We start from the raw sequence: 25,478 nt of genomic DNA on the forward strand, positions 1-25,478 counted from the left end.
GAGATGTGATTCACCTCTATTGTCAGGAGGCACAATTGTTATTATTTCAATAGAGTCTTTATATACGATGATTTTTTATAAAAGCTTGGATTATGTATTTTTGCATATCCAAGATTTTTTGTTTTATTCGGGTGTGTGAAAAAATCTATGTAGATAATTTTCTATGATAAGGCTTTAAAAGGTAAACTTATTACTTTACTGTGGAAACCTTCCTTCATACATAATGGCTAGCTCACTAAGGTACTACGGATTTGATAAACAATACAACGCTGGTATTTACTATCTATAAAAGCTACATGAATATCCTATTTTAAATTAGAACTCTAGTGCACTGCTATATGATTGTGTTGGGCTAATGAGATTACTATTCATAGGAATACAAATTCATTAAGTGGATATGGCTTAATGACCTTCCTAATTTTATGGGAGCTGCATAGAGGTGGCCTATAAGTTTGCCTCTTATTTTTAGTCAATAAGGATTTTGTGGAAAAATATGGTGATATTTAGAATAGATATTAATTGAGTTAATATTCTTATAGGATGAACATAATACTTTCTAAAGTAAATAGTTATTCGGGCTAGGATTTTGGTTCTAGCCTTTATTTTTTACAAAACCTCCAATGATACTGATAAAAATTTATCGGATTTCTATCATAATCTGTCTATTATGTTTAATTTATTCAAAAATAACCCTGCTAGTTTATATAGTATGTATACTTGTGATATGTAAATTATGGAATATGGTTGTAAAAACTGTACATACCCCTACCCCCTACTTTATAATCTAATTATTAACAAACACACCTATATTTAAAATAATTCACTAAGAAGGGATGTTTTATATGGCGAATATTGGAGTTTTCGACGTTTTAGGCCCAATTATGATTGGTCCCTCCTCCTCACACACAGCAGGAGCAGCTAGACTTGGGAAGATCGTAAAAACAATAGTTAATAAACCTATTCAAGAAGTTACTTTCCTTTTACATGGTTCTTTTAGAGAAACCTATAAAGGCCACGGTACAGATAGAGCACTTGTTGCTGGGATATTAGGCATGAACCCTGACGATCCTCGCCTTAAAGATGCACTAGCACTAGCAGAGGTTCAAGGGATTAAAGTAGATTTCGTTCCTGCTGATTTAGGTCAAGTTCACCCTAATACGGTTAAATTTTTAATCACTGATAACGAAGGTATAAAATGGGAAGTATTGGGCTCTTCTATTGGTGGCGGACTAGTTGAAATTAACGAAATCAATGGTAACAAAGTTCAAATTACAGGCGAATATCCGACAATTATTACTTGTCATGATGATATTCCGGGAACAGTAGCTAAAATATCTGCTTTATTCTATGAAGAAAAGATTAATATAGCCTTTATGAAGCTTGTAAGAAGCCAAAAAGGAATGGGTGCTACCATGACTTTTGAAGTAGATCATGCTGTACCTGATCACATCATACAAAGCATCAAGCAAGTTGAAGGAATTAATCGTGTTATTGTTATTAACCAAGCAGGGAGGGACTCTAATGAGAATTGCTAAATCTGGACTTGAACTTATCGAAATCTGTAAGGAACATCATATTTCACTTAGTGAATATGCCATTGCAAGAGAAATTGAAGATAAAGGTGTAACGCGTGAAGACTTATTTGCTCACATGCAATTAACACTTGATGCTATGAGAGAAGGTGCAACTTTAGGCCGTGAGAAAGAAGTTTATTCTTTAAGTGGGCTTATTGGTGGAGATGCTTATCGTTTAGAACAGTATTTAAAATCAGGCAAATCTCTGATGGGTGATGGTGTAGTAAAAGCTATGGCTATGGCACTCTCCTCAGCGGAGGTAAATGGTTCTATGGGGAAAATAGTAGCTTGCCCAACAGCAGGTTCTTGTGGTATCTTGCCAGCTGTAGTACTAACAGCAGGTGAGCAGCTTCACAAAACAGATGAAGAGCTGATTCAGTGCTTATTCGCTGCAAGCGCTGTAGGGATGATTATTGGTATGAATGCTACTTTCTCGGGGGCTGAAGGTGGTTGCCAAGCAGAATGCGGTTCTGGTGCTGCTATGGCAGTGGCTGCTGTTGTAGAAATGATGGGGGGGACACCTAAAATGAGTTTAGATGCGGCTGCTATCATCTTCAAAAATGTATTAGGTCTTGTGTGCGACCCGGTAGCAGGTCTTGTAGAAATTCCTTGTGCGAAGAGAAATATCTCTGGTGCCATTAGTGCGCTTGCTACAGTAGACTTAGTGATGGCTGGCGTGGACTCTAAAATTCCATTTGATGATGCACTTTCTGCTATGTACAAAGTCGGTACTTCTCTACCTGCAGAATTAAGAGAAACAGCTTTAGGTGGTATTGCTATTACCCCTACTGGTATCAAACTTAAAAATCAAGTATTTGGCTCAAACTAAAATCCTTTTGACATCATTGTGGAGGCTTAAATTATGCAAATTCTAATCGGAACGATTCTTTTACTTCTTGTACTTGGACTCTTTACACTCTTTAGTTACAAAGCACCAAATGGTATGAAAGCAATGGGTGCACTTGCTAATGCGGCTTGTGCTAGCTTCTTGGTTGAGGCTTTTCATGCAGCTTTCTTTGGAGATGTACTCAATATTACTTTCCTACAAGGTGTAGGTGCTGCTAATGGTAGCTTAGGTGGTGTAGCTGCTGGTATTCTTGTACCTTTAGCGCTTGGTGTTTCACCTGCATATGCTGTGTTAGTAGGCTTAACTTGTTCTGGATTCGGTATACTACCTGGTTTCATTGCGGGTTACTTAATTTCATATGTGATTAAGTTCTTTGAGAAAAAAATCCCTGCTGGTTTAGACCTTATTGTAATCATTGTTATTGCAGCACCATTAACACGTTTAATTGCTACAATCATGTCACCTATTGTAGATGCAACTTTATTAAATATCGGACAAGTGCTTCTTTCATCTACTACTGCTAGTCCTATTCTTATGGGTATTATCCTTGGTGGGATCATCACTGTAGTAGCTACTGCCCCTCTAAGTTCAATGGCACTTACAGCCATGTTAGGCCTTACAGGTGTACCTATGGCAATTGGTGCCCTTGCTGTATTTGGTTCTTCATTCTTAAACTTCGTATTCTTTAAAAAAATGAAGTTTGGAAGTAAAAAAGATACAATTGCAGTAGCTATCGAACCTTTAACACAAGCAGACTTAATTAGTGCTAATCCTATTCCTGTTTATGTGACTAACTTCATGGGTGGTGCACTAAGTGGTATTATTGTTGCAATTATGGGACTTACAAATATGACTCCTGGTACAGCAACACCTATCGCTGGATTTGCAGTAATGTTTGCTTACAACCCTCCTGTTCAAGTTTTAATTGCTGCTACAGGTTGTATAATCGTAAGTATCTTTAGTGGTTTTCTAGGCTACAAAATCTTTAAAAACTATAAAATTCGTACAGCAGCTGAAATTAGAGGTGAAGAAGATTCACAAGCTGTTTAAATATAATTCAAATAAGTTTTGGCATAAAAAGGAACTTACTTTTACTGTAGGTTCCTTTTTGTTGGCAACGTTATTTTAGAATAAAAGAAATGAAATAGGTATGCTTAATAAGAAATTCGCATAAAAATTTAAAGCATATTTATATCGCCAAAAGATAAGGAATGGGCTATAATGAAGGATGGTTTAAAAAAGTAAGGAGAGTATGAATATGACAAATGATATGACACAAGGAAAACCTTTTAAGTTATTTATATGGTTTTCAATCCCATTACTTATTGGAAATATCTTTCAGCAACTTTACAGTATGGTGGATACCATTATCGTAGGGAAATTTTTAGGAGAAGAGGCATTAGCAGCAGTAGGCTCGACAGGATCTATGTTCTTTTTGGTCAATGGTTTTTTATTAGGGCTTACCAGTGGATTCTCTGTTATGGTTGCTCAACGGTTTGGAGCAAAAGATGAGAAAGGTGTTAGGAAAGCAATTGCGAGTAATATTACCTTGACTGTAATTGTAACCTTTGTGGTAACAATGGTGATGCTTATTTTAAAAACACCACTTTTAAAGCTTATGAATACACCTGAGAATGTATTTCAGTATGCCAGTACATATATTGGGATTATCTATGCGGGGATTTTTACTCAAGCGTTTTATAATATGTCTGCAGGGATTTTGCGTGCACTAGGGGATAGTAAAACACCATTATATTTCCTTATTATAGCTTCTATAGTGAATATAGTTTTAGACTTAGTATTTATTATCAACTTTAATATGGGAGTAGCAGGGGCAGCTTATGCTACCAATATTGCCCAAGGATTAGCTGCTGTACTATGTATTGTTTATAGTTATAAGAAGTTCCAAATTCTAAGACTTAAAAAAGAAGATTTTAAAGTGCCAGCAAGTTACTACCGTACACATTTTCACATTGGCCTTCCTATGGCATTGCAGTTTTCAATCACAGCAATGGGGGTTATGACCCTTCAAAGTGCCATTAATATTTTTGGATCAAGTGTAATGGCAGCTTATACGGCAGCATCCAAAGTCATTCAGTTAGTGATGCAACCTTTAGTAACCTATGGGGTATCGACTGCTACATTTGTAGGACAAAATCTAGGAGCAGGATTATACCATCGTATTCGAGAAGGGGTTCGAACCATAACATGTATATCTATTGCTACAAGTATACTGTCAAGCAGTGTGCTATTCCTTTTTGGAAAATATCTTGTAGGATTTTTCCTTGAAAATCCTAGCTCAGAAGTTATTAGCTATTCAACCCAAGTCTTAAACTATGCGGGTATATTCTTTATACCTTTAGGACTTATTTTTGTTTACCGAAATGCGCTTCAAGCTATGGGACAGTCCTTTATCCCTATGATGGCAGGTGTGTTTGAGTTAGTGGCACGTGCAGTGGTTGCCTATACTTTACCAGCATTTATTGGCTTTACAGGAATCTGTTTAGCAGACCCATCAGCATGGATTGCAGCCTTTACACCACTTATAATTGTCTACTTTATTAAGATGCGTAAAGTAGAACGGGAAATGGCTAAAGAGCCCGCTATAAACTGATACTGAGACAATTACAAGGTATAACTCACCTTTATGATTATAACCCACGAATTTTAGGCAATAAAATTCGTGGGTTATTTTAGTTCGGTAAATATATTAAATCTTCGAAATGAGGACACTAGGTTTGGTGTTTTAGGTGTGCAGAGTTTGCTTTTTATATTTCATAATTGAAATCAGTAAAAGGGCATAGCCTATTACGACACAAATTAACATGGTAATCCAAGCAACAGTAAATTGAAAGTGGTCAACAATAAGTCCAAATAATGAACTTCCAAATGCAAAGCCTAAAGCAAATAGTAAGCTAATAGTACCAAGGGTTACACTAGATTCTTTTCTCCCAAACACATCACTAGACATAAATGCAGGTCCAGACATATAGGAATAAACATTTAAACCATATGAGATCGAGAATAAAAAGGATATATAATGAAAATGAGCAGACAAGAGTAAAGATATAATAGCTATAATAATGAGTATTGCAGAAATAGCCATTGTTTTTAATGAGCCTAATTTATCAAATAGGGTGCCTCCCACTACATTTCCAAGTAAACAGAATAGAGCAAAGGTTGAGCCTAATATTCCTATTAAAGAAGGTTGTAGATTTAGGGCACTTTTAAAATAAGTGGCATATTGCGTACTTAATGCGGCGATTGGAATAGCAATAATAGCATATCCGATGGAAAATAGCCAAAAATATATATTTTTTCTAACAGCTTCTGCACCTGCGCCTTCATAGCCTTTAATCGTAGTATTTTCTTGAGCATTTGAGGTATGACTTGGGCTAATAACTTCTTGATCTCTTGGTAGTCGAATGAAGAATATAACTAAAGGAATACCTACAATTAATGAAAGTAGACCAAATATAATATAGCTCGTACTAGGACCTGATGCAGCGAGTAGGTGAGAAGTGATAGGTTGTAAGAATACATTCCCAATAGAACCACCTGAAAAAGCAATACCTAAGGCTTTACCTTTACCGTTATTGGGGAACCAATGGCTAATAATAAAAGGGACACCTAATCCTGAAAACATAATACATCCGACTTGAGATACAGCAGATAAAATATCAAATTGATAAAGTTTACGAGCAAAGCTAAAACCCATAAATCCAAGAGAGGATAAGATAACACCTATTAAAAATAAAAATTTAATATTTACTTTTCCATATAACTTACCTAAAAAAGGTGAACATATTGCAGAGGCAATGGCACCAAAGGTAAAGATTAAAGAGAAGGAAGCGAGTGAAAAATCAAATTTACTAGTAACATAAGGGATGAATAACGGTTGTATATTTTGAGCAACCCCAAAAGGGATTGCTTGCATAATCATACATATAAATACAATAAAGTAAGCTTTTTTAATATTACGATTTGGTGATGCTATATTAGACTGATTATGATCCATAGTTAAACTCCTTAGTTTTGATAATTGATATCTTGAGTATCTAAGTATGGAAAGACTTTAACCTGATCTCCATCTAAGTCTTCCTTATTCATATCAATGGCATTTATTCTACTATTATTATAGGTAGTATAATAATAGATTCCTTTTTGCTGAGACATACAGGAAGTATAAAGCGTAATATCATTTTTTTCTTGTGGTGTAATAACGGAGCCGGTTACCATAGATACATTATTAAGCATATGGAAAAATTCGCTGATACCATTAAGTTCGTTGATAGGATTGCCAATTTTAGACTTTAAAAAGGCTATCCTTACAAAACGAGATACCGTAGAAAAATCTCCAGGGAGGCCAAAAGAACCTAAACCTTGCCCTAGAGGAGCTAATTCCTGATTATTCCAAGAGGTAGCAATAGGTTGATGAGGGTCCACATTTATATATTGTCTAAGGTTAGTCATATGCCAATCAAAGGTAGGAGCGTTCGATAAAACACCAATGGCATTATCATAAATACTTAATTTTTCTTTCGTTTTTTCGATAACAATACATGCTCCTTTTTTATCTACTACAATCCAATGAAGTGTTGGTAAAGGTGTAGATTCATTAAAAGGTTTTTTGACAATATTAATATGAGGGAGTTCTTTTTTTAATGCCTCTATAGAATCAAAATTATTAAGTATCCAAAAGATGACATCATAAGGAGCTAAGTTAATTTTGTCCTCTAGGACATTTTCTTCATAATGGACATAACCCGGGAAATTTAATCCAGCGCAGGCCAGTCCCTTTTCATTTAGACCATCAGCTAACGCAGGGTAGGTGCCTAGTAGTGTCCCCATACCTATAATAGCGTATTTAGATTTTTGAGTTTTACCTGTTATGTTGTCTGTATAGTTAAAATTTCTTGGGATAAGAAGAATAGATTGACTAAAAGAGAATTCGATATCCATATTTCTTCCAAATAGATTATAGCCATCTTGAGTTTGTAGTGTTAGAGCTGTACACATATATATCCTCCAAATATAAATCATATTTTAAAGATAGTATTTACTAGAGAAAGTAATAATATGTTATTTCTTTAAATCTTAAGTGTAAGCTATAACTTTTGCTTGAGGAACAAATGAATAGAGTAAAATTTGGAACTAAATTCTTAACTATGTTAAAATAGTAAACGTGAGAACAATAATATAATAGCAGTTAAGGAAGGGAGGCAGCTATGCAAAAAATATTAACCTATTATTTAAAACCTTATTATTTTCGTATGAGTATAGGGTTTATGATTAAGTTTGTGGGTTCTATTATGGACCTTTGTTTACCTTGGATTTTAGCTTATATGATCGATACAATCATCCCTATTAAAGACAAGGGACAGATTTATCTATGGGGACTTATGATGATTGTTTGCTCCTTTTTAGCCGTATCGTTTAATGTCATTGCCAATAGAATGGCATCTAAGGTGGCAAGAGATACAACAGAGCATATTAGAAATGATTTATTTGAAAAGGTTATGTACTTATCGGATTCTTATATGGATACTTATACTAAGCCTTCAATCATGTCAAGGCTTACAACGGATACATATAATGTGCATCAAATGATAGGGAGAATACAACGTTTAGGGGTAAGAGCGCCGATTCTTTTAATAGGTGGAATCTTTGTAACATTAACATTAGATCCAGTGTTAGCTTGTGTGCTTATTATTACTTTACCGTTTTTAGCATGGATTATGATTAAGGTATCACAAAGAAGTATTCCAATGTACACTAAGTTACAACAGTCCATTGACCGTTTTGTGAGGATTGTTAGGGAAGATATTAGTGGCATTCGTGTTATCAAGGCTTTGTCTAAAGAGGATTATGAAAGGAATCGCTTTGAAAACATTAATCATGAGGTAGTAGGAGAAGAGCAGAAAGCCGGAATGCTCATGGCTGTTATTGATCCTAGTGTAAGTGTCATTATGAACTTAGCCTTAGTAGGCGTATTAATTGTAGGCGCTTTTAGAGTAAATAGTGGATTAAGTGAAGTGGGAAAAATCTTAGCCTTCATGACTTACTTTACAATTATCCTAAATGCTATGATTTCTATATCCAAGATGTTTGTCATTCTTTCAAAAGCAATTGCCTCAGCTAACCGTATTGATACGATTTTAGAGTTAGAAGATGATATGGAAGTAGTAGAAGCTCTAAACACTTATGCAGATGAACAAAAATATCATGTAGTATTTGAGAATGTTTCATTTACTTATAATAAAGGTGAGGAAGATGACCTGAAGGATATTAGTTTTGAAGTGAAGCAGGGAGAAACCTTAGGAATCTTAGGAGGAACAGGTGCAGGAAAAAGCACTATTGTGAGCTTACTCCTACGTTTTTATGATGTGAAGCAAGGACGTATTTTAATAAATGGTAGAGATATTAAAAGTATTCCTTTGCAAGAACTAAGAAGTAAATTTGGTGTAGTTTTTCAAAATGACATGATTTTTGAAGATACTATTTTGGAAAATGTTAATCTAGGAAGAGATTTAAGTGAAGAGGAAATAGAAGAAGCCTTGCTTTATGCAAGAGCCAAGGAATTTGTGGATCAGAAAACCAATAATTTAGAGGAAGCCTTAGATATTAAGGGGGCTAATCTAAGTGGTGGACAGAAGCAGAGAATTCTTATCGCAAGAGCTTTAGCTGCCCATCCAGAGATTCTAGTCCTAGATGATTCCTCCAGCGCACTAGACTATCAGACAGATGCTATGTTGCGCCAGGAACTTAATATGCACTTTAAGAAGACAACCAAGATTATTGTAGCTCAAAGAGTCAGCTCTGTAATGCAAGCAGACCACATTATTGTGCTAGAAGAGGGTAGAATGATTGGTTATGGTAGACATGAGGAGCTACTTGCGCAGTGTGAGTCTTACAGACAGATTAGTGCGTCGCAGATGGGAGGTGTAGCTTAAGATGAGCCAACGTGGATTTGTGGGAGAGTTAGCTGCAGGTAAAAATATCAAAGGGCAGAAAGCTAGTAATCGCGCAATAAATAAAAAAGCAACACTTCTTAGGCTAACCCTTTACCTTATGCAATACAAATGGTTACTGCTCGTAGCTTTTATATTAACAGTGGGAAGTAATCTATTAGCACTTATTGGGCCTATGCTTTCAGGGTATGCAGTAGATGCCATAGTAGGAGTAGGCAAGGTGCAGTTTGAAAAAGTATTTTATTATGCGGCTTGGATGGTGGCATTTTACCTGGTGTCAAGTTTGCTTTCTTATTGGTTATCCATCTTAATGATTACCATTAGTAAAAAGGTAGTAAAGCGTATGAGAAAAGATGTATTTGATAAGCTTTTAAAACTACCAGTAGGGTATTTTGATACGAGACAGACGGGGGATATTATTAGCCGAATTACTTATGATATTGATACCATTAATGGGTCGTTATCAAGTGATCTGATTCAGATTGTGACCACGCTGATTACAGTAACAGGAGCACTTTCTATGATGCTGGTGATTTCTAAGAGCTTAGTATTAGTCTTTTGTTTTACAGTGCCTTTATCTATAGGGATTACAAAGTTTATTACAACTAAGACAAGACCACTCTTTAGAGATCGTTCAGCAAAACTTGGGTTACTTAATGGCTTTACAGAGGAAATGGTATCAGGGCAGAAGACTTTAAAAGCCTATACACAAGAGGAAAATGTATTGGCTAAGTTCCGTAAGAAAAATGAAGAGGCGGTGGATGCCTATTACCGAGCAGAATACTATGGGGCGATGACAGGACCATGTGTTAACTTTATCAATAACTTGTCTTTATCCCTAATTAGCGTATTTGGAGCTATGCTGTTCTTAGCGGGGAAAATGACAATTGGCAATATCTCTTCTTTCATCCTGTACTCCAGAAAGTTTTCTGGACCTATTAATGAGGCGGCTAATATTGTGAGCGAACTGCAGTCATCTCTAGCGGCGGCAGAAAGAATCTTTAGTTTGCTTGATGAGATGAATGAGATAGAAGATGGGGAGCAGGCTATTGTACTTGGAAGTAAGGAACAAGTACAAGGAAAGGTAGAGCTTAGTCATGTTCAGTTTGGATATGAAGAGGGAAGAACCATTATCCATGACCTGTCCTTAAAGGTGGAACCAGGCAAACTCATTGCTATCGTAGGTCCGACTGGGGCAGGAAAGACGACACTTATTAACCTCTTAATGCGTTTCTATGATATTCAGAGTGGTAATATTTTAGTGGATGATCATCCGAGTAAAGACTTAACGCGCGAGAGTCTTAGAAAATCATTTGCCATGGTACTACAGGAAACCTGGTTATTCCATGGTACGATTTATGACAATCTAGCTTATGGTAAAGAAGGTGCAACGAGAGAAGAAGTGATTGCAGCAGCCAAAGCTGTTAAAATCCATTCCTTTATTCAGAGGCTACCACAAGGATATGATACAGTGATTAGCGATGAAGGTTCTAATATTTCCAAAGGACAAAAACAACTTCTAACTATTGCGAGAGCTATGTTATTAGAGGCACCTATGCTCATCTTAGATGAGGCAACTTCTAACGTAGATACAAGAACAGAATTGCAAATAGGGCAGGCTATGAGAAAACTTATGGAGAATAAAACTTGCTTTGTCATTGCCCATCGTCTTTCTACCATTCAAAATGCGGATACGATTTTAGTCGTTAAGGATGGAGAAGTGGTAGAGCAGGGAACACATGAAAGTCTCATGGAGCAGAGAGGATTCTATTGTTCTCTTTATGAGGCTCAGTTTGCTTAAGTGACTCTAGTAGTTTCAGAAACAAGAATTTGGAGGCATACATAATGAATAAAATAAATCAAACATGGACGAAAGATGGTTTTGTCTTGAGGCTTGCACAAGTAGAAGATGCAGAAGCATATTTTCAGCAAAATTTTAATCCTTTAGATTCAGAAGTAGCAAGGCTTACTGGTTGTAAAGAAGTATTTACACATGATGAGGTCATTAATTTCTTTATGCAATGTGTGGATGACGATGACCGTTATGATTTTCTCATCATAAACCCAGATGGACGTATTATAGGGGAAAGTGTGATTAATGAAATTGACTGGAAAGCACGTAGTGCAAATTTCCGTATTGCTATTTTCCAATCAGCTGAACGAGGTAGAGGAATTGGATCATGGGCCATAAAAGCAACGCGAGATTTTGCCTTTGAAAAGTTAAAACTTCACCGTTTGGAATTAGATGTATTTTCGTTTAATCCTTCTGCTGAAAAAGCATACCAGTCAGCGGGTTTTAAACGTGAGGGAGTATTGCGTGATGCTATTTGGAATGGAAAAGAGTTTGCTGATGATATTTTAATGGCTATCCTTGAGGATGAATGGAAACAAATAAAAGTTAACTCATAAAGCAAATGTGAAATTAAATGAGTTGATAACTGTAGATTAAAGTAAAAGGTTTAGATGCACATTATAAAAAGTTTAAAATTTTTTGGAAAAATTGAAGAATTTTCACTACATAGGACTATATAGTATATGTAAAATGCAAAACACATCCTAGGTAATAGAAGCATTTTACACCTCGTAAGCTAACAGCTTAACTGCTGGTCCCCCTTCCAGTAATGAAGGCTCCTTAGCTTACAGCCCTTTAGGCCTATGTCGTGGCAGCAAGGCCTATAAGGTTCAACTTCTATAGTGCTTATCTTTCATTAAGCCTTCTGGCAAAAGTACCTGGAAGTGCACGCCTATCTAGCAGCAGTTCTCTACGTCACTTGGTGCTACCTCCCACCTGGCCTTTATATATGCATTGGCATCCCTGTAAACGGCAGTTGCGGACAATACCCGCCACAGTAACGAGCGAGTGCCTAAAGAAAAGCGTTTCCCTTTCAAACCTTAAGCCTATATGGCTTATGAAAATTAAGCTAATTAACTTTGCCACATATAAAAAGCCGAGTCTATGCAGTTATTTTAAGGGGGAGCTGCATGGGGCTCGGCTTTTTATGTGTAAAATGAGAGCATGGAGATATAAAGCAGAATAAAAACTGTATGGGAATAATACCATGCAGTTTTTATTCTGCTTATTTTTTTAGCATATGTTTAATAACAAGAATAGGATGTACAAAAAATATTCTAGGACCGCTAAACTTCATCACTTTTTTAATCTGTTCTTTATACTTAGGGGCATAGCAGTGAGTTGTGCATTGACTACAGAAGGTCTTATTTTCACCATGCTTACAATGAGAAAGACGTTTAAGAGCATAGTCTTTTAAAGCAGAGCATTCAGGACAGAGGGCAGAACTAGAATGCTGTTTTCTGCAGTAAATTTCAATCATATGAGTTACAACTTGTTTTTCAGTTTCAATACGGTTCATAGATGAGAGGCTCCTTTCATACGGATAAAAAGTTAAATTTTAATTTAAATAGTTTTAATCCTGAATATAATTTAAAACAAAGATAAATTTAAACTACAGGTTTAATGCAACATATTTAAATATCCCTTACAATAAACTTATGAATAGATGCATGGCGTAGTAGTAAGGTATTGGAGGATAGAGAGATGGAAAAAATGTTGGTGACAAAAGGTTTAAATGAATTAAAGTTATTAGATAGCCGTATTCATCGTAAGATAGAAGAAGGTGAATTTGTAGGCGCAGCAAAAGTTTCTGTACCTAATATTAATGGAAAGATGACTAAGGAAGCCTTTAAAGCCAATGCGAAGGCAGATTATCAATCTATTGTAGATTTAATTAAAAGAAGAAATGCCATTAAGGCAGCTATCATTCAGTCTAATGCTATTACAGTAGTAGAGGTAGCAGGTAAACGTATGACTGTAGCTGAAGCTATTGATAAAAAAAGTGCTATTGAATATGAAAAGACTTTGCTAGAAAAGTTAAATGATGAGTACATAGTGGCAGCGGATCGTGTAGCTAGAGAAAATGCTAGAGTAGATGATAGTATTGAACAACTTCTCAATACAGCATATGGTAAGGAAGGAAAAGAAAAAATCACTCAGGCAAGTCATGATGCCATAGCACAGCCTTACCGTCAGGCTAATGAATATGGTTTAGTAGATGCTTTAGAAGTCCAAAAACTTATTAAAACCATGAAAGATGAGATTGAAAACTTTGAATCAGAAGTTGATACAGTATTGCAGATTTCTAATAGTGTGACTATGATTGAAATCAACGTTTAATCTAATTTATTGCAGTTATACGTAAATCCTCAATTAAGTCCCCTCCATAAGGGTTATTATGGAAGAACAAGATCATAGATCTATTGGATGCCAAGGGGCAAATTGCACTTAAATGTTTAGTGTTTAATGCTGAGTGCTTAGTGTCTAATGTTCAATATTCTTTTTGGATTAATGCTTAGCATTTAATACTCAATTATCGATTAAATCCATGAAAGAGGTTTTGTCAGGCTGACTTATTACTGCGGGATTTTTCCCATGGCTGTATAGCTGCAATATTTTATTTTCATAAGTTGCAAGTGATTTAGAGATAAGCTATAATAAAGTATTAGTTTTTTAGGAGGTAGGCAATGAACACATTTCCAATAATTGATGTACAAGCCACAGGGGCTAATATTTTAAGGCTTAGAAAGCTAAATGGATTATCTGTAAAGGACTTACAAGTGTATTTTGGATTTGAAGGACCTCAAGCCATTTATAAGTGGCAGTGGGGACAATGTTTACCATCGGTAGATAACTTATTTGCATTAAGTAAATTATTTAATACATCTATAGACGAAATCTTAGTTGAGAGGCATTCAGCTGAGGTTTCTTTTTTTATTTTAGATAAAATAATTGATTTGTGTTAAAATAATTTTGAATAAAAATAAATATTTAGACAGGAAAGATAAAATATAAGGGAGAGTTGAGGATGAAAAGATTTAAAAAAGTAGTTCCGTTTATATTTGCAGCTGTATGCATGAGTCAGCTTGTATATGGTGCATCACTTGAAAGTGTATCTGTGAATCAAACCACTTTAATTCCACTTCGATTAGTAAGTGAAGAATTAAAAGCAAAGGTTAGCTTTGATAAGGCTAGTCAAAAAATAGCAATTACATTGGGGGATAAAGTAGTAGAATTAAAGCCTAATTGCCGTGAAGCAAGTATTAATGGGGAAAAAGTAAGTTTAGATGCAGCGCCTGAAATGATAGAGGGAACAACTTATGTACCGCTCAGGTTTATAGGGGAAGCACTTGGTGCTAACGTTGGTTATAATGAAGGGGTAGTTTCCGTTTCGTTAGGAGATCTTGAGAAGCAATGGACTTTAGTAAAAAAGGCTATGCCTCAGAAATCTAATTCATCTGGACAAGCTTTTAAATATGAAAGTAAGACTATTAAAGGTAAAACGGTTAAATATGTAACGATTGATATGAATAATGCCAGCATTGTGCCGCGTATTCAAACAGCTGGAGGTAAGATTAATCAAGTAGATGACCTGAAAAATCTAGGTAAAGCAGGGAAAGTAGCTATTAATGGAACTTATTTTGCAGCCTACAATGGAGATACGCCTTATCCAGATGGTACACTTGTCAAAGATGGTAAACCTCTACATATTACAGACATCGGTTGTACTATAGGTTTCACATCTGACAATGAGGTTTTAATAGATTTTGTTAAAACAAGAGTTCAAGGTTATGTGAATGATGAACCAAGATGGCTCACCTATCGCATCAATAGACCAACTGGGGATGCCAGTGCAACGGTTATTTATACACCGGAATATGGTAATGCTATTAAACTAGAGCCAGGTTATGTAGGCGTTGTATGTAGTAATAATAAGATTGTAAAGAAGGTTACACAATCTGTACAAGTACCTCAAGATGGCTTTGTATTAGTTATGAGAGAGGATAGAGCAAATAGCTTTAATATAGGAGATGCCATTCGCTATGAAGTAACCTTTGAACCTAGCCATACAAGTGAGGATGAATGGAATAAGGTACAAAATGCTTTAAGTGCAGGACCAAGCTTGCTTATTAATGGCAACTCTACCCCAGCACCAAAAGAAGAAGGTTTTACAGAAGCAAAGATTCTTACGCAAGTGGCATCTAGAAGCTTCATAGGCACAACAGCAGACGGAAAAGTGATAGTCGGCACAACATCAGCAAGTATTAGTGAGCTGAAAGAAATTGCAAAAGCACTAGGCTTACAAAATGCTATGTGCTTAGATGGTGGAGCCTCTTCGGGATTATATTATAATGGAACTTATCAGACGAGCCCAGGTCGTAAAGTAAATAATAGTATTGTTTTTACTCAAAAGTAAATAGAGCACGTAAAGCACGAAAACCTTAAAATGCTATAAAAATATAGACTGCATTTTAAGGTTTTTATATGTGCGATCAAAGGAATAAGTTATGAGAAAGCTCAGTCAAGTAGAATCAGGCTAAGCTTTCTTTTTGTATGTAATCACATTTAAAGAAGGTATAGAAAAATTATTCAGAAACGAAAACTCTCGAAAAGCTATTTGCCGTATTTTCGGATAGCAGCTTAATAGATGAAGTATATTCAGAAGGAGACATTTGTGTAAACTTCTTAAACTGATTAGAGAAGTGTCCAATGGAGCTATAAGATAGGAAGTCGGCAATTTGTGTAAAATTCAGGTCGCCTTCTCTAATGAGTTGTTTAGCGAGATTAATTTTAAGACTATGAAAATAATCAATGACACCTCTATTGACTCTCTCATGGAATAAAGCTTGTAAGCAGGAGCGGCTGATTAAATTATCATTACAAATAGTTTCTACAGTGAGCATTTCACAAATATGGGCTTCTAAATAATTTGTGATAGACTCAAAGGTATTTGCCTTAGAAGTCTTTGAAAAAGGTGCATGTTTGAGAGGAGGGGTATGAGTTTCTTTTCTTATAAGAGCTATTAATAACTCCTCTAAATAAATTTTAATTAATTGTTCAGCTCCAAATAAGGCTGTGTCTGAGCGTTCTACCTGTTCGATGGAAGGCACATTAAGAGGTGTTGAAAAGGCAGACTTAGCCTCTGAAATAATTTTAGAAATAAGTATTTTTTCTACTGTATTTAAAGAAAAAACTTTGTTATTAAAAGAGGACATCTGTGTTGATGGAGATTTAAAAGAAATAGCAATTAGATTAGGTGCGGCTTGACCTAAGGCCTTAATAGCGTGAAATTCCATAGGTTTATGAAAAATCATTTGACCTCGCTTCAGTGTATAAGTTTTATGGTCTGTTTGAACTTCTACTTCACCTTTATCGACACAAAGCATTTCCCAAAAATTATGAGACTCCCCAGGAAAATAGAAGTTTTTCATATATTCAAAGTAGTGAATAGTGATAATGTCAGTGATACGAATAGGTTGCCTAAGTTTGGTGCTAATATAAGTCATCAATAAGCCTCCTTAAAATAAAAATAAGACCATTGAGAAAAGTATAACATAAAATATCGGACGATTGTGTAAATATAATGGATTATCAAATATGTTTTAGTAAATTAAATTTAACTATAATACCTATATAAAAAGTAATTTCAAAATTATTTTAGAGAAGGAGAAAAGAGAGATGGGTAAAAAGTTAACTATAGCATTAGCGGGGCTTGGAAATAGGGGGAAAGATGCCTACGCACCAGTAACAAAATTATTTCCTGAAGAAATGGAAGTTGTAGCAATAGCAGATATTGACCCTGCTAAAGTAGAAGAAGTAGCTAAAAACTATAATGTTGCCCCTGAAAAATGTTTTAGCAGTGCAGAAGAGCTTATTGCACAAGACAAATTAGCCGATGTAATGTTTATTACCACACAAGATAGACAACATGTGGCTCAGGCTATTCCAGCTTTAAGAAAAGGCTATGACCTTTTACTTGAAAAGCCTATTTCACCGGATTTAGATGAATGCCGTGAAATTGTAAAGGTAGCCAAAGAATGTAACCGTAAAGTGGTTGTATGCCATGTTTTAAGATATACACCTTTCTATACAAAGTTAAAAGAAATTCTTGATGAAGGAACTATTGGAGATATTGTATCGGTCATGGCTATTGAAAATGTAGGCTACTGGCATCAGGCACACAGCTTTGTAAGGGGAAACTGGAGCAATTCTAATGAAACAAGTCCGATGATTCTTCAAAAATGCTGTCATGATATGGATTTATACTTATGGCTTACAGGCAAAACTTGCAAGAGTGTATCTTCTTTTGGTAGCACTTATCTTTTTAAAGAAGAAAATGCGCCTGAAGGAGCTGCAAAACGCTGCTTAGATGGCTGTAAAGCTAAAGAGAACTGTCCTTTTGATGCAGAAAAAATCTATATTGAACATGAAAGAATGGGTGTAAAGACTGGATATACAGGTTGGCCACTTGAAGTATTGGCCCTTCATCCTACACTTGAAACCATTACAGAAGCTATTCAAAATGGACCATATGGAAAGTGTGTGTACCACTGCAATAATAATGTAGTAGACCATCAAGTGGTAAACCTAGAAATGACAGATGGCACAACTATGAGCTTTACAATGTGCGGCCTTACATATGATAATTCACGCTATGCAAAGCTTATGGGTACTAAAGGTGAGATTGTAGCAGATATGCTAAAGAATACGCTAGAAATCAAAGTCTTTGGCAAGAAACCAGAAGTGATTGATATTTCCAAACTTGCTAAAAACCTTTCAGGTCACGGTGGTGGTGACTTAAGAATTGTGAAAGAGTTTATAGAAATGATTAGTGAAGGTAAACAACCTACAAGTGCTATTACCTCTGTAGAAAACTCTGTAGAAAGTCATTACATTGCATTAGCTGCAGAGCAGTCCAGATTAGCAGGCGGTGAATGTATTAACTTAGATACTTTAAGAAATGCTTAAACCATAAAATAAGTTAAAGGGGATGCGCAATGAGCCAGGTTGGAAAAATAAAAAGTTTATACCAAGTAGGTAACAAGATTCATTTAGGGTTTGAAAAAGAAAAGGGAGAGCTGGTCTTTTGGAAAGAGGATTTAATACGTTTTAGATTAGACCTAACTGGGGCTTTTACAGATGACACGCAGGGCAAAATCATTGCTAAAGATGAAGAAGGGTTCAAAACGCAGTATGGCGTACCTCAAGTGGTAGTAGAAGAGTTTAAGGATTATTACAAGGTGGCAAGTCAGGAAGTCATTTTACATCTTTATAAAAGAGCTTTTAGATTAGAGGCTTATAAAAAGGATGGGCAGACTCTTATTTTTGCAGAGGATGAGCCTATTACTTATACAGAAGATACAATTACACAGACTTTTAAAGGGGACAGCCAGGAATATTTTTATGGTGGTGGCGTACAAAATGGTTACTTCTCACATAAAAATAAAACTATAGATATTGAACTTAAAATTTCCCATTGGAATAAGGGATCTGTTTCTAATCCAGCACCTTTTTACATGAGTACAAAGGGCTATGGACAATTTAGGAATACTTTTACAAACGGACACTATGATTTTAAAGAGCAGACTGTGATTACTCATGAAGAAGGGAAGCTAGATACTTTCTATTGCTTTGGGGAAGGGCTACATGAAGTACTTTCAGTTTATACGGAGCTAACAGGTAGAGCGCCTCTTATTCCAAGATGGGGACTTATGCCAGGGGATGCCAATTGCTATAAAGAAACCATGGATGCTTTGAAGGTAGCTAAAGCTTATGAAGAACATGATATGCCTCGTGGATGGATGCTGCCTAATGATGGCTATGGATGTGGCTATACAGATCTTAAAGGATTTATTAATGAAGCGGAAAAGTTAGGTTTCAAAGTAGGCTTATGGACAGAAAATAGTGTAGATAAAATTGCTAAAGAGGTTTCGGAGTTTGGTTCTCGTGTAGTAAAAACAGACGTAGCATGGGTGGGGCCTGGGTATGAGTTTGGTTTAGATGCTGTTAAAGTATGTTATGAAGGGATTGAAAACAACAGCAAAGACCGTGGTTACGTATGGACCTGTTGTGGATGGGCAGGTAGCCAAAGATATGCTGCAGTATGGAGTGGTGACCAATTTGGTAACTGGGAATATATTCGTATGCATATCCCAACTTACATAGGAGCAGGCTTATCAGGACATGCTTACTGCGGCTCTGATATCGATGCTATTTTTGCAGGTTCTGCTGAGACCCAAGTAAGAGATTTGCAGTGGAAATGTTTCACACCTATTCTCATTAATATGTCAGGCTGGGCACCTCGTGATAAACAACCTTGGGTATGGGGAGAGCCTTATACAACTTATAATAGGAAGTATCTTAATTTAAAATTACGTCTTGCACCTTATATGTATAGCTATGCTTATGAAAGCTACAAGACAGGAAGTCCTATTGTGCGTGCTATGTTATGGCAATATCCCGAAGATGTTCATACTTTAACCAAAGACACACAGCATCAATTTATGTTAGGGGATTGGTTTTTAGTAGCACCTGTCTATGAAGAGGCTACCATAAGAGACAATATTTATTTGCCAGATGCTGATCAGATCTGGATTGATTACTTTACAGGTGAGCAATATAGAGGTGGAAGAGTGATTAACTCTTTTGAGGCACCTCTTGAGAAATTACCACTCTTTGTGAAGAATGGCGCTATTATTCCTATGTACCCATTAGGCAGATTTGATGGGGATAAGTTGCCAAATGAAGCTCATCCATTAACGTTAGATATTTATCCTTATGGAACAAGTAGATTTGAAATGTATGAAGATGATGGTTGTACACAAGCATATAAAGAAGGTGCTCATGCTTTAACTAAAATTAAAGTTACAGCTCCAAAAGGTGGTAGAGGTAATGTAACAATTCATATTGCTCCGGCTGAGGGACATTATGAAGGTATGGAAGAAGTAAGATGTTATGAATTTAAAATCCATTCAAAAGTATCGCCTAAAGCGATTAAGGGCATAGAGGCTTTGGCAGAAGAAAACTGGATAGAAGTAGATACAAGGGAAGCTTATGAGGTAAGATCTGGTAATGTGGTTTATTTTGATTCAGCTGAAGCAGGCGGTGTCATTTATATTAAAACAGCAGCTTGGTCAGCGCGACAAGCATTAGCTATAGAAGTCATAGATATCCATAATGATCAAAGAGATCAGCCTGTTAGGCATGAGGCTATTCCACAAATACCACTGGGGCTTAAAGGTATTACAATTGAAGATTTAAGTATTCAGATAGGCTGGGAAGAGACAGCAGAAGCTACTGCATACGACTTGAAAATAAATGGCATCCTCTTTGAAAATGTATCTAATCCATTTTTACATAGAGACTTGGAATGCACCACTTCATATACTTATCAGGTAAGAGCACGTAATACAAAGGGAACATCCAGTTGGAGTCATGAAGTGGTCCTTACAACTTTAGAATCTCATCTTAAAAATGTCATTGCAGGAGAGCAGATGGAAGTTAGTGCAACTAGTGAGCGTCCAGGATATGATGCAACCAAAGCAGTTAATAGAGATGATAATTCCATGTGGCTTTCTAAGTCAGAAGGAGAAGGTGACTTACCAGTTATTTATGAAATGCACTTTAAAGAGGCATATAAACTTAATAAGTTTGAATACCAATCTAGAGGAAAAGGTACCAAAGGCAATATTACAAAATATAATTTAGCTATTAGCCAAGATGGACGCCATTACAAAACCTTAGTGAAAGAAGGTATTTGGCAAGACCAAGATGCACCACATTTGGTAGACTTTAAAGAAATAGTGGCAAAGCATGTTAAGATAGAAGCTTTAGAGGGGAATCAAAACTATGCCAATGCTATCCACTTTAAGCCATATAAAGTAGAAGGAACAGAAGCTGTTCAGATTGGGGATTATACAGGAGGTGGCAAAGTGGATGAAAATGATTTAACCTTTGTAACCAACTATATGGGTGTAGCTTATGGTGATAATGACTGGGACTATGTTTCTAAATGTGACGTGAATTATAATGGACGTATTGATGTGTATGATTTAAGTCTTGTAGCGAGTCAATTAGATGGTGGATTAGAAGTACAGGATAAAGAGGCAAAGGGCGAAATTACCTTGGTTACAAATGTAGACTACGTTAAAGCAGGAGAGACTTTTACTGTACAAGTAGTGGGGAAAGACCTACAAGATGTCTATGCCTTTGAAGCTGTACTTACACTGGATACCAATCGCTATGACCATAGAAACTGCTTAGGTAGAAGATGTAAGAAAGAAGTGATTGCAAGCTCATCCGCCTTAACAGAACATATGATTAATGCATCAGCTCTAAAAGAAGATGAAAAAACAAGAGTGGTTGTGGCTTTTAGTAATAAAGGAAATGGCATGTTACTCCAAGAAGATGGTATCCTTGCAACCTTTAGCTTAGTAGCTAAAGTAGATGGTGTGGTAGATTTAAGTGGAGTGAGTACACTTTTGGTAGGGCCAAACTTAAAACATTAAGCTTATTGAAAATAGACCTGGTTTAACAGGTCTATTTTTTATTTTTAAAAGTAGTGAGTAAATATAAAAGTGAATGAAAGCATATTTTTAGGGTAAGATAGGAAGATTGAAAAAGAGTAGGGTATATTCTATAATATTTTATATAATATGCGATTACTAAAATAGGGAAGGAAAATGATTCAATGGTATATGAGGATGCAAAAGAATTAATTAATCATCTTAAACTTAATTTGGTAGATTATGGTCTTAAAATTTCTTTAGGGGAAACTGTTGAAATTCATTATCCAACGCATTTTCAGATTATTTACTACCGTGAAGCAACGCCTGTTTTGGAAGTTGGAAAGCAGGTATATCATTATAAAAAAGGGAGCTTGTTTGTGGTAAGTCCCCACACAAGTTATACAGTGAAGAATAAAAATGAGGCGTGTTATGAATATTATTGTTTTGAATTTGATGTAGAGCCAGCGCATGTCTCATGTTATTTTGCAGAGTTAATTACTGCAAACGGGCATGTTTTATACCAAGATGAGTTTGTAAATTTTGAGACTATGTTTGCAAAACTCTTTATGGAGACCAATAACAAGGCTATTGGGTATGATAGTATTTTGTATTCGGGACTTTTACGAATGGTTATTCATATTATTCGTGCCCAGCAGAAAAAACAAGTTTTAGAATTTGAGAAAAAACATGATTATCCTCAATATAATCAAGTCATTCAGAAGGCTACGGCTTATATCCACGAGCATCTAAGTGAGCCTATTAAAGTAGAAACAATGAGCCAGGCTATAGGCGTAAGCTCCAATTCTTTGTACAAAGCCTTTATAGCTATATTCGATAAATCTCCAAGTCAATACATTTTAAGATTGAAGGTACATCAAGCAGAGCAGCTTATTAAGTGTCATTGCTATAACATTGAAGAGATTGCTAGACAATTAGGCTTTTCTTCCGCATATCACTTTAGTAAAACTTTTAAAGAGATACGAGGTATTAGTCCTAAAAAATATGAAATTGAAATAAGAAATAAAACTATGACGAGTACGGAATAATATATTTTTTATAAAGAAATACATATGTTTTTTCATCCTTTTCTTGATAACATTGAATTATCAAGAAAGGAGGCTTTTATATGCAATTATTTCAACCTATTAATGTGGGTAAAATTACTTTAAAGAACAGAGTGATGTTCCCACCACTTACAACAGGTTATGAGGAAAGAGATGGTTCTATCGGAGAAAAAAGTTTAAACTTTTATAAACGTTTAGCAGAAGGTGGTGTAGGCTATATTGTCATAGGGGATGTCACACCTATACAAACTATTTCTCCAACACCTAAGCTTTTTGATGATAGTCAGATTCCGAGCTATAAAAAATTAGCAGATGCTGTACATACATATGGGGCAAAGTTAGGTCTTCAACTTTTTCATCCTGAATACGATGTAGATGCTGTTAACGCTTTATTTAGACAAGGCGATATGCAAGGTGCAAGGGCTAAACTACATCATGATATGTTACATTTTGTAGATGAAGTATCTGTTGAAAATCTGAAGGGCATTATAAAGAAGATTGCTGAGTGTGCAAAAAGAGCAGAAAAGGCAGGCGTAGATATTATAGAAGTACATGGAGACCGTCTTGTAGGTTCATTAACTTCTACGCTATTAAATCATCGTGAAGATGTATATGGGGGTGCCTTTGAAAATCGTATTCGCTTTGCATTAGAGGTAGTTAGAGCAATTAAAGAGGCTGCGCCAAACTTGACTATTGATTATAAGTTGCCTATTATCAGTACAAATCCTTTAAGGGGTAAAGGTGGCGTATTGATTGAAGAAGGTATAGAGCTTGCTAAGTGTTTAGAAGAAGCAGGTGTAGATATGCTTCATGTGGCACAAGCTAATCATACAGGTAACATGGGGGATACCATTCCAGCTATGGGGACACAACCTTATGCATTCTTTGCGGACTATGCGAAGCAAGTGAAAGAAGCTGTTTCTATTCCAGTTTCTACAGTAGGTCGTATTGTAACACCTGAAATGGGTGAAGCTATTCTTAAGGCAGGTAAAGCTGATATAGTGGGAATAGGTCGTCCACTTCTTGCTGATCCAGATTGGCCTAAAAAAGCAGAAGCTAATCAAATGAATACCATTCGCTACTGTATGATGTGTAATAAAGGCTGTACAGATAGCATTCAAAACCGTAAATTCTTAAGCTGTGTACTTAATGCAGAGAATGGGTATGAGTATGAAAGAATAATAACACCTGCAGTAACTTCAAAACGTGTAGGTGTTATAGGGGCAGGTCCAGCAGGATTAGAAGCAGCAAGAGTAGCAGCCTTGAAAGGGCATGAGGTTATTGTTTATGACCAAAATATTCAAATTGGTGGACAGCTCCAAATTGCTAAAGTACCACCACGTAAAAATGAAATGAATCGAGTAATACAGTATTTAGGAGCAAGTTTAACAAAGTTAGGTGTAACACTTAAATTAGGAAAAAAAGTAGATGCCACAGATTTGTTAAGAGACCAAGTAGAGCATGTTATTGTAGCAGTTGGTGCATCTAATAGTATGCCACCTATTAAAGGAGCAGATGCAGTACATGTATTAGATGCTTGGAAGGTACTAGCAGATGAGGCAATATGTGCAGGAAAAGTAGTTGTTATAGGCGGTGGTTTAGTAGGTGCAGAAACTGCTGAGACATTGGCTTATAGGGGTTGTCAAGTAAACATTGTAGAAATGATGGATGAAATTGCTAAAGAAGAGTCAACAACTGTCAGACCAGTGCTATTTGACTCTTTTAAAGCACATCATGTAGGCCTTTATACAGGCTATACAGTGGTGGAAATTACACCGCAAGTTGTATATGCTCAAAATAAAGATAAGGAAATAATAGAAATACCATGTGATTATGTTGTGATGGCAGTAGGTGCTAAGCCTAACAAGTTTGATCAGGAGCCATTAGTACAAGCAGGTATACCAGTTGTTTATGTAGGAGATTGTAAAGAGAAAGCCCAAGATATTAATCATGCTATTTGCACAGGCTATGATGCAGCTAATCAAATAGGGTAAAGCCACTAAAAAGCATGATTTCATTTCATACTCATTTTATTTTAGAAGGCTATATTATGTTTGAACAAAACAATGGATATTCTCTATTTATTTGAAGCGACAAGGACTGGAATGAGATTTCTTTTTTATAGGGGTATAAAAAGTGTCTATCACGTATTATAATAGCCATAGCTATCTATATTATAAATGAGGTGACAAGATGAAAGAAGGTATGCTTTTTAGAAATGAGCAAGGATACTTCGCACTAGATGATCAAACATATTGGGCTGGTGGGGAAGATATTACAATCTTTGAAGAAGATGAACAAGAATGGTTAGAAGGAAAAGTAGAGGAAGACGAATTCGGAGAATACTATTTTACAGATGGTTTCTTAGTTGTTTACCTCTATGAAGGCTTACCAGCTAGAGCCTAATAGATATTTGAGATATAGGATATAAAAAGAGCACCTCCAGTTGGAGGTGCTCTTTTTAAGTTATCTCTTATAATCGAAAAAATTGTAACTGTAGAAGATAGTAAGTATGCTGAGGTTTGTTTAAGAGATTTTATTAAAAAAGGATAACATAAATTCTTTTTATTAAATAGTTGTATAAAGAAATAATCTAAATTAATATATATTTTATTAAATATTTAGAAAATGCTTCTTTATAATTTTCAGCATAGCCTTTGTC

At 35.8% G+C, this 25,478-nt stretch carries 19 protein-coding genes; 15 read left to right on the top strand and 4 right to left on the bottom strand.

Going from position 1 to position 25,478, the window contains the following annotated elements:
* The first annotated feature begins 842 nt into the window (after window positions 1-842).
* The 4 genes from sdaAB (at window position 843) to ACLTBU_RS09005 (ending at window position 5,035) form a co-directional block, all read left to right on the top strand.
* Entirely contained in the window at window positions 843-1,535 is a 693-nt protein-coding gene (gene sdaAB / locus ACLTBU_RS08990; RefSeq protein ID WP_249332599.1) for an L-serine ammonia-lyase, iron-sulfur-dependent subunit beta, read from the top strand.
* Window positions 1,522-2,403: an L-serine ammonia-lyase, iron-sulfur-dependent, subunit alpha gene (gene sdaAA / locus ACLTBU_RS08995; RefSeq protein WP_412218603.1), complete on the top strand. Its 882-nt coding sequence runs from the start codon at window positions 1,522-1,524 to the stop codon at window positions 2,401-2,403. Before sdaAB ends, sdaAA begins: the two co-directional genes overlap by 14 nt.
* A gap of 33 nt (window positions 2,404-2,436) precedes the next feature.
* Window positions 2,437-3,471 (top strand): PTS sugar transporter subunit IIC, encoded by a 1,035-nt coding sequence (locus ACLTBU_RS09000; RefSeq protein ID WP_412218605.1) that lies wholly within the window; start codon window positions 2,437-2,439, stop codon window positions 3,469-3,471.
* Window positions 3,472-3,679: 208 nt separating this feature from the next.
* Window positions 3,680-5,035 carry an MATE family efflux transporter gene (locus tag ACLTBU_RS09005; RefSeq protein ID WP_412218607.1) on the top strand — a complete coding sequence of 452 codons (1,356 nt, stop codon included), beginning with the start codon at window positions 3,680-3,682 and terminating at the stop codon, window positions 5,033-5,035.
* A 132-nt stretch (window positions 5,036-5,167) separates the two neighbouring features.
* Here the strand turns inward: ACLTBU_RS09005 and ACLTBU_RS09010 are convergent, their stop codons facing one another.
* Window positions 5,168-6,439, bottom strand: coding sequence for a conjugated bile salt MFS transporter (locus ACLTBU_RS09010; protein ID WP_412218608.1), 1,272 nt, complete (start codon window positions 6,437-6,439; stop codon window positions 5,168-5,170).
* Between the two features lie 11 nt (window positions 6,440-6,450).
* Window positions 6,451-7,440: a choloylglycine hydrolase gene (gene bsh / locus ACLTBU_RS09015; protein WP_177671622.1), complete on the bottom strand. Its 990-nt coding sequence runs from the start codon at window positions 7,438-7,440 to the stop codon at window positions 6,451-6,453.
* A 209-nt stretch (window positions 7,441-7,649) separates the two neighbouring features.
* Here bsh and ACLTBU_RS09020 point away from each other — a divergent pair, with 209 nt between their 5' ends.
* The 3 genes from ACLTBU_RS09020 to ACLTBU_RS09030 are packed head-to-tail and all read left to right on the top strand — an operon-like array spanning window position 7,650 to window position 11,801.
* Complete coding sequence (locus ACLTBU_RS09020) at window positions 7,650-9,374, top strand: ABC transporter ATP-binding protein (RefSeq protein ID WP_249332594.1); 1,725 nt, start codon at window positions 7,650-7,652, stop codon at window positions 9,372-9,374.
* 1 nt (window position 9,375) lies between these two features.
* Window positions 9,376-11,193, top strand: coding sequence for an ABC transporter ATP-binding protein (locus ACLTBU_RS09025; protein ID WP_249332593.1), 1,818 nt, complete (start codon window positions 9,376-9,378; stop codon window positions 11,191-11,193).
* 29 nt (window positions 11,194-11,222) lie between these two features.
* Window positions 11,223-11,801 carry a GNAT family N-acetyltransferase gene (locus ACLTBU_RS09030; RefSeq protein ID WP_412218609.1) on the top strand — a complete coding sequence of 193 codons (579 nt, stop codon included), beginning with the start codon at window positions 11,223-11,225 and terminating at the stop codon, window positions 11,799-11,801.
* A 668-nt stretch (window positions 11,802-12,469) separates the two neighbouring features.
* Here the strand turns inward: ACLTBU_RS09030 and ACLTBU_RS09035 are convergent.
* The gene (locus tag ACLTBU_RS09035; protein WP_412218610.1) at window positions 12,470-12,763 is read right to left on the bottom strand and encodes a nitrous oxide-stimulated promoter family protein; all 294 of its coding nucleotides are present in this window, start codon (window positions 12,761-12,763) and stop codon (window positions 12,470-12,472) included.
* Between the two features lie 185 nt (window positions 12,764-12,948).
* Here ACLTBU_RS09035 and ACLTBU_RS09040 point away from each other — a divergent pair, with 185 nt between their 5' ends.
* The 3 genes from ACLTBU_RS09040 (at window position 12,949) to ACLTBU_RS09050 (ending at window position 15,661) form a co-directional block, all read left to right on the top strand.
* Window positions 12,949-13,584: a hypothetical protein gene (locus ACLTBU_RS09040; RefSeq protein ID WP_177671618.1), complete on the top strand. Its 636-nt coding sequence runs from the start codon at window positions 12,949-12,951 to the stop codon at window positions 13,582-13,584.
* Window positions 13,585-13,931: 347 nt separating this feature from the next.
* On the top strand, window positions 13,932-14,210 hold the full coding sequence (locus ACLTBU_RS09045; RefSeq protein ID WP_177671617.1) for a helix-turn-helix domain-containing protein: 279 nt from the start codon (window positions 13,932-13,934) through the stop codon (window positions 14,208-14,210).
* Between the two features lie 62 nt (window positions 14,211-14,272).
* Complete coding sequence (locus ACLTBU_RS09050; protein ID WP_412218611.1) at window positions 14,273-15,661, top strand: phosphodiester glycosidase family protein; 1,389 nt, start codon at window positions 14,273-14,275, stop codon at window positions 15,659-15,661.
* A gap of 169 nt (window positions 15,662-15,830) precedes the next feature.
* Here the strand turns inward: ACLTBU_RS09050 and ACLTBU_RS09055 are convergent, their stop codons facing one another.
* Window positions 15,831-16,751: a helix-turn-helix domain-containing protein gene (locus tag ACLTBU_RS09055; protein ID WP_412218612.1), complete on the bottom strand. Its 921-nt coding sequence runs from the start codon at window positions 16,749-16,751 to the stop codon at window positions 15,831-15,833.
* Window positions 16,752-16,923: 172 nt separating this feature from the next.
* Here ACLTBU_RS09055 and ACLTBU_RS09060 point away from each other — a divergent pair, with 172 nt between their 5' ends.
* From ACLTBU_RS09060 to ACLTBU_RS09080, 5 genes are all read left to right on the top strand, one after another.
* Complete coding sequence (locus ACLTBU_RS09060; protein WP_412218613.1) at window positions 16,924-18,213, top strand: Gfo/Idh/MocA family protein; 1,290 nt, start codon at window positions 16,924-16,926, stop codon at window positions 18,211-18,213.
* 29 nt (window positions 18,214-18,242) lie between these two features.
* A complete protein-coding gene (locus ACLTBU_RS09065; RefSeq protein WP_412218614.1) occupies window positions 18,243-21,752 on the top strand; it encodes a TIM-barrel domain-containing protein in 3,510 nt (1,169 codons plus the stop codon).
* A 182-nt stretch (window positions 21,753-21,934) separates the two neighbouring features.
* Window positions 21,935-22,798: an AraC family transcriptional regulator gene (locus ACLTBU_RS09070; RefSeq protein ID WP_177671612.1), complete on the top strand. Its 864-nt coding sequence runs from the start codon at window positions 21,935-21,937 to the stop codon at window positions 22,796-22,798.
* An 80-nt stretch (window positions 22,799-22,878) separates the two neighbouring features.
* On the top strand, window positions 22,879-24,810 hold the full coding sequence (bilR, locus tag ACLTBU_RS09075; protein WP_249332584.1) for a bilirubin reductase, long form: 1,932 nt from the start codon (window positions 22,879-22,881) through the stop codon (window positions 24,808-24,810).
* A 199-nt stretch (window positions 24,811-25,009) separates the two neighbouring features.
* Window positions 25,010-25,222: a DUF5348 domain-containing protein gene (locus tag ACLTBU_RS09080; RefSeq protein WP_177671610.1), complete on the top strand. Its 213-nt coding sequence runs from the start codon at window positions 25,010-25,012 to the stop codon at window positions 25,220-25,222.
* Window positions 25,223-25,478: the final 256 nt, after the last annotated feature.

The organism is Zhenhengia sp. (assembly GCF_046966505.1).
Lineage (GTDB): Bacteria > Bacillota > Clostridia > Lachnospirales > Cellulosilyticaceae > Zhenhengia > Zhenhengia yiwuensis.